This is a genomic window from Candidatus Defluviibacterium haderslevense (assembly GCA_016712225.1).
Taxonomy (GTDB): domain Bacteria; phylum Bacteroidota; class Bacteroidia; order Chitinophagales; family Saprospiraceae; genus Vicinibacter; species Vicinibacter haderslevensis.
Genome location: JADJRL010000003.1, coordinates 4,504,969 through 4,519,259 on the forward strand (window position 1 = coordinate 4,504,969; position 14,291 = coordinate 4,519,259).

The window sequence follows — 14,291 nt, forward strand, 5'->3', positions numbered from 1 at the left end:
TTGTAATAATATTTTTAGAATTTTAATCTTAATTCAGCACCAAAACTTCTTTGTGATGGAGTAGTAGTAGTTTCAATTCCTACTGCATCAGATGCTCCACCAACGCCACCAACTTCTGGATCTGCAAATGTGTTTTCCGCAGGTAGCCAGAATTTCAAATTCTTGCCGTAGATACTAATGGTAACATCAGAAACACCTACACGACCCAAAGACTTTTTAGGTAAGGTATAAGATATTGCCATTTCTCTGAATTTCAAATAAGACGCATCTACAAGAAATGATGATGCAGGTGCACCTCTAAAATAAGAATAAGCATTTGTTTCAAGTTTATTTTCTTTACCTTCAGCATCTACACTATTTTCCAAAATAAATGCTTTACGATCTTTTAATAAAGTAGTACTTGCCGTTCCATTGAACTGAGAACTCACTTTTGAACCAGAATAGAATAATCCTCCGTCTCGCATGTCAAATAATGCATGAAGTGTGAATCCTTTTATGCTGAATTCAGTTCCAAAAGTAGCCAGGAAATTAGGTTGGTACGAACCCAAATAAGATAAGGTTGAGCTCTGAATTGGATTACCAGTTCCATCGACAACGATGCGTCCTAATGAATCATGTACATATCCAGTTCCTTTAAATGTTCCAAAAGCTTGTCCTTCTGCTGCAACTAAATTTAAAGAACCATGTCCGGCAAAGTGAACCAAACTTGTGAATATGTTTAATTCATCTTTATCTGAATCGTTCTCTAAGATTGTCTTAACAGTATTTTTGTTTTTTGACCAAGTTCCAAATACTTTCCATTCAATTAAATTATTATGGATGGCTGTAATTCTAAGTCCTAATTCATGTCCTTTGTTCTCCATTCTTCCAATATTGGTTGGAGCAATACGATAACCTGAAGACCATGGGATATTCACATCCACAATTTGATTTTTTGAATCAATGTTATAGTATGTATATTCAATATTAATTCTGTCTTTTAACAAACCTAAATCAATTCCAATCTCAGAAGTTACAGATAACTCTGGTTTTAAATCAGGATTTCCAATTATAGTTGATTTTGAAGCTCCTGGATTGCCATTAAATGGAAATCTAACTTGATAGTCATCACCATAATCTAAAATCAATGGGTTTAAAACATAATTGCTATTTAATCTATATCTCGGAGCATCCTTACCTGCAGTACCAATACTAGCTCTTAATTTTAAAAAAGAAATTGGATTAACATCAAAGTTATCCAAATTAGTAGGAACAAAAGAAAGACCTCCACCTTGATAAAAGAAGTCACGTTTATTTTTAGGTAAAGTAGAAGACCAGTCATTTCTTGCAGAATATTCAGCAAATAAGAAATTTTTAAATCCTAAAGAAGCGTTGGCATAAACACCAAATAATCTATATAAATAAGATTCATTTCTAGCTAATGGATTTTCAACAGAATTGGACAAATCATAGAATTCTGGTATTACCAAACCTCCTACTGTTTGCCCCGCCACTTGACGAAATTGCTCTTGGATTGAATTAAATCCAATGGTAGGAGTAAATGTAAAATCATTATTTATCTTGGCATCATATCTAGCCTTTAAGTCAAAAACTAAATCGGTTCTACGATCGGTTAGTTCTTTGTACCCTCCTAAACTTGTACTGTTTCTTGGACTATTAAAATCACTTAAAACACCATCAGACCATGACAAAGTTCTCTCGTAAAAAAACTTTGGATTGTTCTCAGTAACACCACTAATGCTAAAGTTTGTACTTGCTTGGCCACTTAATGTCAAATGCTCAATAGGCATATAATTTAAATTAATACTTGAAACGACATTATCGACATTATTACGTACCACTTGCTTATCAAGGATATAATAAGGATTTACAGAATATTGTCCGTAAAATCCTTTAAAATCTTGATAAGGACTATTATAGTCTCTTAGTTCATGAAAAGGAATATTTGGCGGTGTTTGTAATGCAAATGAATATGCAGGTGTTCCACTAGCATATCCAAATGGGTATCCACCTTCGGTAGCACCTCTTTGATTAATTTTTGAATAATTGAATGAAAACGAAGTATTAAATTTCTTTGAAAAATTACTTCCTACATTCAATAAAATATTGTGCTTTTTAAAAGTAGTATGTGGAATTATACCTTTATTATCAAAATTGGTATAGGATACAAAGTAATTGTATTTATCATTTCCACCTCCAACTGAAATATTGTTTCTTCGAGTCGTTCCAATATCAAAAAAATCACGAAGATTATTTTTAACTGCACTATAAGGTCTTGTTAATTGCTCATACTTACCATTATTCAATGGAATAAGATCTCCATGAGAATCAGCAGGTTGACCAGTCCAAGGTAATATTCTTCCATCTAACGGTGCTCCCCAAGCAAAGTTTTCACCCATGAAGATATCGATTCCTCCACCACATCCACCGCAAGACGCATATCCTGAACCAAATTTATCTTGTTGTTTCATTACTAAGTAGACACTTTCAGAACTTAAAGATGAGCTAAATGAAATTGTCGGCTTACTTTCAGCATTTGATCTTCCCTTTTTGGTAGTAATCAAAATCACACCTGACGCACCTCTTGATCCATATAATGTTGTAGCTGATGGACCTTTAAGAACCGTAACTGATGCTACGTCATCAGGATTTAAGTCATTTCCTCGATTTCCAAAATCGACATAATTATCCCGATCTCCTAATTTACCAGTTCCTCCTCCTCCGGAGCTTGAATTATTATTAATTGGTACCCCATCCACTACGATTAAGGCATTATTACCTTGAGTTAATGAAGTTTCTCCACGTAACACTATACGTGTTGAAGAACCTGTTTGACCAGATCCTTGATTAATTTTTACACCTGCAGTTTTACCTTGCAGTGCATTTAATACACTTTTGTTAGTTACGGTGTTTAATTCCTCATTATTAACCGTTTGGTCAGCATAAGGCACTGCACTCTTGTTTCTAGAAACACCTAAGGCAGAAATAACCGTTTCTTGCAATAAAACGCCTTCTTGTAATGAAACATCTACCATATTGCTTGATCCTAAAACAATATCCTGGGATGTATAACCAGTATAACTAACAACTATCGTATTTACACCCTCCGGAACGGTCAAGGTATAATTACCATTAAGGTCAGTTATGGTACCCACTGCTGTTCCCTTGGCTAGCACATTCGCCCCAATCACAGGATCACCAGATTTATCGGTGACATTACCTTTAATAAGCCGTTGGGCTTCTGTAGATAACATCACAGAAAAAAATGCTAAAAGCATCAGTAATACTTTCTTCATAATTTAATTTGTTTTAATTTTTTAAAAGTGGTTGATAACTCACAAATATAAAAGGATATCTAATTTAATTCCTAATTTCTTAACAAAAAATTAATAAGTTCATAACAACTTATTTTATATTAGTTTTTTATTTAATGTATAAATCAATTTATTTAAATCCTTTACACGTATTTTTTAACATAATTTATACTGAAATTGTCTGTATTTCAAAATAAGATAAGCTCATCTTAATAATGACATTTTATTAAATTCACTCTTAAAAGCCTAGTTAATATTATAATTTTTTAATTCTTGCGGAAACCCAATCGTGGCCTATCGAACATTTTTCTTCTGTCATTCTCAGGTATCAAGTCCTTAAGATCATCCAAAATAATACTATTTTTGTCTACACCTTCCCATTCTGTGGCTGATAGTTGGGATAAACGTATGTTTTGGTTACGCACGATTTCTTGGACCATAGTTCGAATGGTACGTGCGTTTCCAAAAAACTTATCTTTAGTATTAAACATGTATTCCAGGTAATTCAACAAATGGCCCCGGGCTTCATCGTGAAGTATAAATTGTTGATCATGAAACATTTTGATAGCAATTTCCATGAGTTCCTGTGCATTATAATCCTCAAATTTGAGAATTCTGTCGAATCTGCTATTCAAACCTGGATTTGATTTAAGAAAAACCTCCATCGGTTCAGTGTATCCGGCTACAAAAACAAAGAATTGACCACGCTGATCCTCCATACGCTTTAAAAGAGTTTGTATAACCTCTCCCCCATAATCCCCTTGCCCAGATAATTGTTGGGTTAATGAATAGGCTTCGTCAATAAAAAGGACACCCCCAATAGCTTCTTCAATTTTTTCTGCAGTCTTTATAGCCGATTGCCCTATAAAGCCCGCAACCAATCCTTGTCGATCTGTCTCAACCATATGGCCGCGTTCTAAAATTCCCAGAGCTTTAAAAATACGGGCTATAATACGTGCTACAGTACTTTTTCCAGTCCCGGGATTCCCTAAGAATACGGTATGTAAATAATATTGATTCAAAACTTGTTTTCCTGCCCTTTGAGCATATTGAACTACCTGAACTAAATCGTGAATTTCTTTCTTGACCTGTGGAATACCAATGAGTTCGTTTAACTCCAACAAGGTCTCTTCCAATAATTTCTGGTCCACCGGAATCTTTGGCCTGTTTTTCATTGGTTCTATCTGAATAGTCTGAACATCACCAAGACTCACTTCACTCAATCCCTCGGCTCCAAGTTCGTCAGCATGCCCGGAAGAAATGACCCTTATACCCAAATTGATTTTGGCTTTATCGACAATGTCAAACACGAATCTGGCATTACCGAAGGTGTTGTCTCTGCTTCTATAGGCATTGAGTATCAAATGATGCAAAGCTTGTTTGGCTTCTTCATGGAAAATTAAGCCCTTATCCTTAGCTGCAAATTCAGCGATCTCATACAATTCTTGTGGAAGGTAATCAGGAAACTCATAATAAAGTTTGATTCTGCTCTTAAGTCCAGGATTTGAATCAAGGAAATATTTCATCTCTTTTGGATATCCAGCCATTATTACAGCTAAATCCCCGGGGCCATTAGACATTTCCTTTACTAAGATCTCAATGACCTCTCTACCAAAATCTTTGCTATCATCATTTGTTCTTGCCAAGGCATAGGCTTCGTCAATAAATAATACCCCACCTCTCGCCTTTTCGATTGCATCTTTAACCTTGGGTGCTGTCTGGCCTATATATTCTCCTACTAATTCTGCACGATCTGCTTCATATACATGTCCTTTAGACAAAACACCCATTTTTTTATACAATAAGCCCATCATTTTAGCCACTGTTGTTTTGCCGGTACCCGGATTACCAAAAAAAACAGAATGCAAAATGATTTGATCTTTTTCTACAATTCCCCTATCTTTTCTTAATTTCAAAAATTGAATGTATTGTGCGTGTTCCTGCACTTTTTTCTTTACTTCATCAAGGCCAATTAAAGCATCCAGATGAACAAGAACTTCTTCAAAAGTCTGCTTGTTTTCGTAAAGACTTGGCAGAACTACAGGATCTGAAAGATGCGGTAAGGTGATACTCGAGACTCCTTCTTCAAATTCATCAGACACATCAAAGGACATCATGCCTAATAACTCTTCCATAAATACAATCTCCACGGTATAAAGTCCGTCCCACCATGACCCCTTTACGTTGGACCCCCATCCAGCTGTAATTTGAATCGTGGTATCATCCTTTTTAACTGGAACTAGTCTGACCAATTGACCTTTTAGTTCCCGAGCTTCATTATGAAATTTGATAAATACTTCACACTGCCAATTGGATTGCTTGCATTTATTATTTAAAACTAATTCTGCATATATATATCGGGTTTCTTCACCATTGAATCCATTTAGATATTTTCTTTCAGATTCAGGTACATCATCAAAAGGACCTTCATATAACTTTAAACTTTGTAATTCCACATAAGGATTTTCTTCAAAATCCAACCCAACACCAGGATCTTCTACATAAAAATACTTCGTACCTAATTTTTCTCCATCCATCCAGGCTTCCCAAAAATAGGCGCCTTTTTTCCAAAAGGAGCCTTCTTTCTTGTTCCCCCAACCTTCTCTAATAAAGACCAATTGATCGTATTTGGAAATCTTTCTTTTAAAGTTAAGACTACAAACTTCCTTTTTAGCCTTAATTAGACTAAAGCATTTCAATTCTATGTCAGCCTCCCAAAAGTCTAAATCAAACCACTTATTGTAAAACGATAATTCAGTATATATATAAGTTGTACTGAACCGATCAAAAACTTGTCGGTATTTTTTTTTATTGTCAGCCAACCACTCTGTTGAAGCATAAACCTTCAACTCTTTAAACTTATATTTTTTTGGTTCGACAATTTTTAATTCGTCTTCCTTAGGTTTTTCTTCCATGTTGAATCAAGGATAACATAAATGACACGGTCTAAAGTTTCCAAAATGGTGTTTTTAACATCAAAATTACTAACCACCACAATATGCCTTGAATTTCTTGATATAGGCTTCCCAAACATCAATTTGACCCTGAACTTCATCATCATCAGCAAAATCAGTCACCTCAAGGATAGTCTCATTCGTAATATCGGTCTTATAAATTCTAAATTGAAGAAATTCTTCTGGTCTTTCTTCCCATTGAAATTTAATAAGTTCATCTTCAATATCTACAATTAATGTAGCCTCTTCGGAGTCACCTTCCCAACTAAAGGTATAATGATCACCTACATTGTCTACCTTATCGCAAAACCAACGAACCAATCCGGTAGGCTGAGTAATGAAAAGGTAAATGATCGAAGGCGATGCCTTGAACATAAATTCTGTCTGAAACTGTACTCTAGGCATTCTGGATTTTTATAGTTATTTAATTAAATCATTGATAATTTGGGCAATATTAAATTGTTTCTATATTTTTTTTCACTTTTATGAACTTTATTTATAAAGTTTTCATTAATCAGTTGGGCTAAAATATAAATCTTTGGCATGGAATTCGATTTCCTTATGCTGATAATTACTTTATTTTATAGTCAAAGTACTGAATTTCAATTATTTACAATTAAAAGTAGACATGCGGCAGTTAAAAATAACCAAATCCATCACAAATCGAGAGAGCCAATCCCTTGAGAAATATTTGCAAGAAATCGGCAAAGTAGATTTGTTAACTCCTGAAGAGGAAGTTGAGTTAGCAAAAAAAATTAAACAAGGCGATCAAATTTCCTTGGAAAAATTAACTAAAGCTAACTTAAGATTTGTGGTTTCAGTTGCCAAACAATACCAAAACCAAGGTTTATCTTTATCTGATCTTATCAACGAAGGTAATTTAGGTCTTATTAAGGCAGCCCAAAGGTTTGATGAAACCAGAGGATTCAAGTTTATTTCCTATGCAGTGTGGTGGATCCGCCAATCCATATTACAAGCCTTAGCTGAACAATCCAGGATAGTAAGGCTACCTTTAAATAAAGTAGGTTCATTAAATAAAATTAATAGGGCATTCTCAGAACTCGAACAAGAATATGAACGTGAACCTTCTGCTGAAGAATTGGCAACTTTACTTGAAATACCAACTGAAGAAGTAGAAACTACTCTAGGTGTAGCTGCTAGACACGTGTCAATGGATGCCCCATTCGTTGAAGGTGAGGATAATTCATTGTTAGATGTATTAGAAAACAGTAGTACACCAGCCACTGATTCCATATTGGAATATAAGGACTCTTTGCGAAGAGAGATAGAACGTGCTTTAGGAACACTTACCGACCGTCAAGCTGATGTAATAAAGCTTTATTTTGGAATTGGTGTTGAACATCCAGAATCACTTGAAGATATTGGTGATAAATTTGGCTTAACCCGTGAAAGAGTTCGACAAATTAAAGATAAAGCCATCAATAAACTACGATCAACTACCCGAAGTAAACTATTAAAGCAATACCTGGGTTTCTAGAATCTGACTTTGTGCCAATTTTTTTATATATAAAAAATACAAATCTGTTGTATGATGCCTTCTTTTTTGTCAACTTTGCACAAAATTTAAAGCATGAGCACAAACAATCAATTTGAACAAATAGAAGCAGCTTTACGTAATTGGAGAGAAAAGGAAAAAACAGCTCTTAAATTAAGTAAATTAGTTGGCGAATTAAGATTCGATCGATCTATAGAAATCGTGTTTTTTAGACACGACTTATATGATGAAAGGCCAAGTGATATCATCAACAAACATTTATTTTCAAAACATTATATAGACAAGCCCCTATCTATTGAACTGACACTTCAGATTGTTGAAGCTATAGTCGAATTAAAAGAGCTGGAGCCGTCAAGAATTGATGTCGGCAAATTAGCTTCAGAATGGGAAACAAGCAATAAAGAATTTGATTCCATTGATTCTTTTCTTCGTGATAAACTAAAAAAAGGATTTAATTCCAACATCAAACGCGATAGTCACAGGGATGTTGTACTTTATGGTTTTGGAAGAATTGGACGATTGGTAGCCCGTCGCCTGATATCAAGTACAGGTAGTGGCGAACAATTAAGATTAAGAGCCATAGTCATTCGACCTAGTATGAAAGACAGGTCAGAAGAAATATTTAAAAGGATGGCTCTTCTGGAAACAGATTCCATACATGGCGATTTTCCTGGAACTATTGATGTAGATGTAGAACATTCTCAAGTTGAAATCAATGGAAATAGAATTCAAATGATTTTTGCAAATGATCCAAGTGATATCAATTATGAATCATTTGGTATTGCAAATGCACTACTCATTGATAATACCGGAATGTGGGACACTAAAGAAAAACTTAGTGCACACTTACGTCCTGGAATATCACAAGTTATACTTACAGCACCCGGAAAGGATATTCCAAATATTGTAGTAGGCGTCAATCATGATATAATAAATTTAGAACAAGAAAATGTTTTTTGTGCTGCTTCTTGTACGACTAATGCTATTGTTCCAATCATCCAAGTACTTGATCAAAGATTTTTAATCGAAAAAGGACATTTGGAAACCGTTCATGCCTATACAAGCGATCAGAATCTCCTGGACAATTTTCATAAAAAACCAAGACGTGGCCGGGGAGCACCAATCAATATGGTTATAACAAGTACAGGCGCAGCGAGTGCAGTAGCAAAGGTGTTACCTCATCTAAAAGGAAAATTAACCGGAAATGCTGTTAGAGTTCCCGTTCCAAATGTTTCTCTTGCTATTTTAAATCTTAGTTTTGCTAATCCAACCACTTTAGAAGACATCTTAGGTGAACTAAGAAAAGCCACCCTTCATGGCAATTTAGTTGAACAATTACAATACTCTACTTCAAACGAATATGTTTCCAGCAATGCAGTAGGATCAACAGTTGCCTCAGTTATTGATGCTCCAAGTACGATACTTTCAAACGATGGAAAAACAGCAACTATTTATGCTTGGTACGATAATGAATTTGGTTATACATGTCAGGTAGTCCGGTTAGCTAAATATGTTGCTCAGGTCAGAAGATTTACTTATTATTAATGAATAACGAACATTTGGATTATAAAAAATGGCAACCATTTCTGCTCGGATTATGTGCCGCTATCGGCATGTTTGGAGGATATAAATTAAAACTTGCAGAATCAAATAATAATGTATATAATAAAGTTATTGATCCTAGTTATTTTGTCCATCAGAAAACTCAAGATGCATTATCCTATATCCAAACAAAATATGTAGATAGCTTAAAAAATGAAGCCCTTAGCGAATATTTAATTAGTCAATTGGCCTATGCGTTAGATCCCTATTCAGAATATATTTCTGCAAATCATCTGCAAGAATATATGGATGAAATGGATGGAGGTTATCAAGGCATTGGAATGGAATATCAATTGATACATGATAAGCTTATAGTTTCAAAAATAATTTCACAAGGACCCATTTCGAAAACATCGATTGAATTAGGTGACGAAATTTTAAGTATAAATAATCATGTCATTAATTTCCAAAATTCAAAGTCAGATTCCATCAATACGTTCATCAAAGCAAGCAACGACACCATTGATTTGGTTTGGAAAAAACAACTTAATGCTGAAGTAACCAAATCAAAAGTTATACGTGACAATATAGAAACAAGCACCATTGGTACAGTTTTTAGTCCTTATGATAAAACGATTTATATAAAAATTAAACTTTTCGGAGATCGCACTTATCGAGAATTTATGGAAGTGCTGGAGAATTATGTATTTGAACACAAGTGCACAAATTTAATTTTAGATCTCAGAGATAATCAAGGCGGATTGGTACATATAGCTGCTGATATTTTGAATCAATTGGTTCAAGAAAAAGATGTGATGTTATTCAGGACATCTGGACGACAAGTAGTATCCAAAGAATATAAATCTTTAGGCAAACCTTTTTTCAAATTAAATAAAATTATAGTATTAATCAACGAAAAAACGGCATCAGCAGCTGAAATAGTTGCCGGATCACTGCAAGATTTAAACTTAGCAACTATTATCGGAACGCCAAGTTTTGGAAAAGGAACCATACTGGAACAATTCAATTTAGCAGATGGGTCAGCTTTGCGGATAGCAACTTCAAGAATATATTTACCTTCTGGTCGGTGCATTCAAAAATCATATAATCAATCCGCTGATAGTATTTCAAACTGGTTGAGTCCATTTCGAAGTGACACCAATAGTATTCTTATAAGTAATGGAAAAAAAATAATTAATGGACAAGCCATTTATCCTGACTTGTTGGTTTCAAACCCAGTCGCTGAACCTAATTCAAGTGATGATGTAAAAGAAATAGCCCTGAAATTGGCATTGAATAATATTCAGAGTTTAAAAAACCTTATAGGTGACGATGTAGAAAAAATAGATGATAAGACCATCGATTTATTTTTGAAAACCAAGTTAAAGGATTGGGAAAACTCAATAACCAAACAAAATCACTTCGATTGGATTATCGAAGAAAGTAAATTTGCAATTACGAATTTACTTTTTGGTGAAGACATGGAACAAAGAGCTTCGCTGAATCAAGATGAAGTTATGTTAACGGCATTAAATCTTTTAAAAAACAATAAATAAATATACTTAAATCCCACTATTGATTAAATCGGGTAATCTTTAAAAGTTGGGGTCTAATACAAATGAAAATAATACTCTACCATGACCTTAGGTACAAGTATACCACAAGTATACCACAAGTATGTACTCCTATAGGGTAGGTTTGATACCAACTAAGACACCATTGAAGTAGGTTTAATTAGATGTAAATAATAAGTACTCCTATAGTTGGTGTTATTCCTACATACGGACATTTGATTCTAAAAGTAAATAATGTTTGAATAATTTCGGACTTCGCATTCCAAGTTTCACATAATTTATCGGCACCAAAGGTTTCCTTTCTTTATGAGTAAATAATTTAATTAAAAAACCTTCATAACTTAAAATGCTTACGGCGCAATAAATCCTGCTCAACCATTTCCATGAACTACCTAATAACATTAAAGAGCCATTTAACATCAGCAAGCTAATTAATTGTTTAACGAATAAAAATCAATTCACCATCCTTGTCATATCTAGCAATAACACTAGGTTCTCTTAGCTCTGAATTGCTTTGTCCGTATTTTACAATATAGTCCACTGAAGATTTGACATCTTCAGATATCTGATTAAAATTTAATGGTGTTGGCTCACCCGTTTTATTTGCGGATGTTGATATAATCGCTTGATTAACTTGACCAATTAATTGATTACAAAAAGGATCTCCACATATTCGAATGGCAATACTTCCATCCTGAACAATAACATTATGAGGTAAATTTTTAGCTTTAGGATAAATTATGGTTAATGGCTGGCTGTGATAACTTAACAGGGTTTCAATTCTAGGATGTATACCCACAACGTAATGCTTAAGCATTTGAACAGAATTAACTAGAATGATGAAAGATTTATCCGGAGTCCTATTTTTAAGTTGGGTGATTCTATCGATACCAGCTACATTATTCACCAGGCAGCCCATTCCCCAAACTGTATCTGTTGGGTATAATATGACTTTATCATCCAATAGCAGCTTTGCTATTTCTGTAACTTCATTGTATTCAAAGTTCATATTCATGAATTTTGGGATTATTTAAGCCTTCTGTTAAAATATTTTGATATTTAATAATCAATTAACGCAATCTGGCGTTTCATTTAGTATTCAAATAGCTAAATGAGTTTAAAATTTTATATTTTATTACTATTTGCCCTATGTAATCATTCGATTTTCGCCAAGCACATCATTGGTGGTGATATTTCCTATGTATGTAATGGTATAAACAAAACAACAAATCGAGCAAACTATACTGTTACCATTAAAGTTTATCGGGACTGTAATGGAAATGGGGCTAAATTCGATGAAAATCCGTTTATTGGCATTTATTTGAAATCGGCAAATAATAACTATACCGTATTTCAAAGTTTCACAATACCCTCACCTAAGGTAAATAAGTTAGTCTCTGATAATCCTTGTATCATTATTCCACCTAATGTATGTGTAGAAGAAGGTATTTATAAATTTACCATTGATTTGCCTATCGTTACTTCTACATACGTTATTGCCTATCAAAGATGTTGTAGAAATGAAACGATTTCAAATATTCTGAATCCAGGAGATCAAGGAGCTGCTTATACTATTGAAATTACGCCATTAGCCCAACAAGTTTGTAATAATAGTCCACTTTTTAAAAAATTTCCACCAATCGTAATTTGTGTAAACTCCCCGCTTGTTTTTGACCATTCTGCTACAGATCCTGAAGGTGATTTGATAACTTATGAATTTTGCAATCCTTATACTGCAGGAGGAATGAATGGTTCCAATGGAATAGGTAATGCAACAGATTGTAATGGAGTAACTCCAGACCCTTCAAAATGTTTACCACCGTTTTCTACAGTGCAGTTTAGAGCTCCCTTTTACACCGTTTTTGAGCCTCTAGGGGGAAATCCTCCGGTTACCATTAATACCCTGACGGGGTTAATCACGGGAACACCTAATATTATTGGCCAGTTCGTAGTGGGTGTCTGCATGAAAGAATACCGGAATGGACAGTTATTATCTGAATCCAGACGTGATTTCCAATTCAATGTCACGACTTGTATTGATTTAGTTAATGCAAAAATCGCATCTGATTCAATTATCAATAATAAGGAGTATATCCTGAATTCATGTGGAAATAATACCATTGACTTTATCAATCAAAGCTCTGATGAAAAATTTATAAATACCTATGATTGGGAATTCAATATTAATGGTCAAATTCAGTCCTACAATATTAAAAATCCGAGTGTTAATTTTCCAGGGATAGGCAGTTATTTAGGTACATTATTTCTTAATCGTGGGGCGCAAGGATGCAATGATACCGCCAATGTTAGAGTCAATGTCTTTCCTGAAATCAAAGCCGATTTTTCATTTCAATATGACACATGTATAGCTGGCCCCGTTCAATTTAAAGATCTTTCTTTTTCAGGCTCCAATAAACTCACTAACTGGAATTGGCTATTTGAACCAAAAGGGACATCAATCATTAAAGATCCTTCATTTGACTTCCGAACACCAGGAATAAAACCCGTATTTCTGCAAATCAAAGATATTAATGGTTGCATGGATACCATCACAAAAGATATCAATTACTATCCTGTTCCACAACTATTGGTTATTGATCCCAGTGATTTTATTGGATGCAATCCAATGGAAGTACAATTTGAAAATCTTTCCTATCCCATTGATTCTACTTATGATATTATTTGGGATTTTGGTGATGGACAGACCAGTGGAAAAATATCTCCAACACATACTTTTGACCTACCGGGAATATATTCTGTTAATCTAAAAGTCAGATCTCCAATTGGTTGTTTTACAGAAATCAACTATCCCAATTGGATTCAAGTTAAACCATCACCAATTGCCGATTTTATCTTCAAACCACAAGATCCAAGTTCATTTCATAAGGAAATCCTGATTACTGATCAGTCTATTGATGCTCAATCATTAAAGTATATTATCGATAATCGGGATATTTTAATCCAAAGAAATCCTAAATATACTTTCAGAGATACCGGTATTCATGAAGTTAAGCAAATTGTAGTCCATGCAAGTGGCTGTCAGGATACACTTATCCAATTTATTGATGTAGAGCCTAAAGTTACTTATTTTGTTCCCAATGCTTTTACGCCAAATGGAGACGGTTCAAATGAACTCTTTTATGGTGTGGGCTATGTAGAAGGTATGAAAAACTTTGAAATGAGCATTTGGGATCGTTGGGGTGCCCTATTATTTAAATCCAATGATCCAAATGAAGCCTGGAATTCAAGAATCAACAATACTGGTTCAATTGTCCAAAATGGAGTCTATGTATACAAAATTTCATTTTCTACCCCAAGAGACAAACTTGTAAATTTGAAAGGATTTGTAACTGTAGTTCGATAAAATCGAATAATATTTAATATTTTTTTA

Annotated in this window: 8 protein-coding genes; 4 read left to right on the forward strand and 4 right to left on the reverse strand. The window is 34.2% G+C overall.

Annotated elements, in window-relative coordinates:
- Window positions 1–14 precede the first annotated feature (14 nt).
- From IPK88_17560 to IPK88_17570, 3 genes are all read right to left on the reverse strand, one after another.
- The gene (locus IPK88_17560) at window positions 15–3,296 is read right to left on the reverse strand and encodes a SusC/RagA family TonB-linked outer membrane protein (protein ID MBK8245238.1); all 3,282 of its coding nucleotides are present in this window, start codon (window positions 3,294–3,296) and stop codon (window positions 15–17) included.
- Between the two features lie 284 nt (window positions 3,297–3,580).
- Window positions 3,581–6,229, reverse strand: coding sequence for an AAA family ATPase (locus tag IPK88_17565; protein MBK8245239.1), 2,649 nt, complete (start codon window positions 6,227–6,229; stop codon window positions 3,581–3,583).
- Between the two features lie 69 nt (window positions 6,230–6,298).
- Complete coding sequence (locus IPK88_17570) at window positions 6,299–6,673, reverse strand: activator of HSP90 ATPase 1 family protein (GenBank protein MBK8245240.1); 375 nt, start codon at window positions 6,671–6,673, stop codon at window positions 6,299–6,301.
- Window positions 6,674–6,896: 223 nt separating this feature from the next.
- Here IPK88_17570 and IPK88_17575 point away from each other — a divergent pair, with 223 nt between their 5' ends.
- The 3 genes from IPK88_17575 (at window position 6,897) to IPK88_17585 (ending at window position 10,882) form a co-directional block, all read left to right on the forward strand.
- Window positions 6,897–7,766, forward strand: a complete 870-nt coding sequence (locus IPK88_17575; GenBank protein MBK8245241.1) for a sigma-70 family RNA polymerase sigma factor — start codon at window positions 6,897–6,899, stop codon at window positions 7,764–7,766.
- Window positions 7,767–7,859: 93 nt separating this feature from the next.
- Window positions 7,860–9,329, forward strand: coding sequence for a glyceraldehyde-3-phosphate dehydrogenase (locus IPK88_17580; protein ID MBK8245242.1), 1,470 nt, complete (start codon window positions 7,860–7,862; stop codon window positions 9,327–9,329).
- The gene (locus tag IPK88_17585; GenBank protein ID MBK8245243.1) at window positions 9,329–10,882 is read left to right on the forward strand and encodes a PDZ domain-containing protein; all 1,554 of its coding nucleotides are present in this window, start codon (window positions 9,329–9,331) and stop codon (window positions 10,880–10,882) included. The genes IPK88_17580 and IPK88_17585 overlap by 1 nt, the downstream gene beginning before the upstream one ends.
- 457 nt (window positions 10,883–11,339) lie before the next feature.
- On the opposite strand, the gene IPK88_17590 is transcribed toward IPK88_17585, so the two are convergent.
- Window positions 11,340–11,909, reverse strand: a complete 570-nt coding sequence (locus tag IPK88_17590; protein ID MBK8245244.1) for an L-threonylcarbamoyladenylate synthase — start codon at window positions 11,907–11,909, stop codon at window positions 11,340–11,342.
- A gap of 102 nt (window positions 11,910–12,011) precedes the next feature.
- Between IPK88_17590 and IPK88_17595 the strand changes: the two genes are divergently transcribed.
- Window positions 12,012–14,264 carry a gliding motility-associated C-terminal domain-containing protein gene (locus IPK88_17595; GenBank protein ID MBK8245245.1) on the forward strand — a complete coding sequence of 751 codons (2,253 nt, stop codon included), beginning with the start codon at window positions 12,012–12,014 and terminating at the stop codon, window positions 14,262–14,264.
- Window positions 14,265–14,291 lie beyond the last annotated feature (27 nt).

Coding starts and splice junctions, on each gene's coding strand:
- IPK88_17560 (MBK8245238.1), bottom strand. CDS start 3,296: ATGAAGAAAGTATTACTGATGCTTTTAGCATTTTTTTCTGTGATGTTA.
- IPK88_17565 (MBK8245239.1), bottom strand. CDS start 6,229: ATGGAAGAAAAACCTAAGGAAGACGAATTAAAAATTGTCGAACCAAAA.
- IPK88_17570 (MBK8245240.1), bottom strand. CDS start 6,673: ATGCCTAGAGTACAGTTTCAGACAGAATTTATGTTCAAGGCATCGCCT.
- IPK88_17575 (MBK8245241.1), top strand. CDS start 6,897: ATGCGGCAGTTAAAAATAACCAAATCCATCACAAATCGAGAGAGCCAA.
- IPK88_17580 (MBK8245242.1), top strand. CDS start 7,860: ATGAGCACAAACAATCAATTTGAACAAATAGAAGCAGCTTTACGTAAT.
- IPK88_17585 (MBK8245243.1), top strand. CDS start 9,329: ATGAATAACGAACATTTGGATTATAAAAAATGGCAACCATTTCTGCTC.
- IPK88_17590 (MBK8245244.1), bottom strand. CDS start 11,909: ATGAACTTTGAATACAATGAAGTTACAGAAATAGCAAAGCTGCTATTG.
- IPK88_17595 (MBK8245245.1), top strand. CDS start 12,012: ATGAGTTTAAAATTTTATATTTTATTACTATTTGCCCTATGTAATCAT.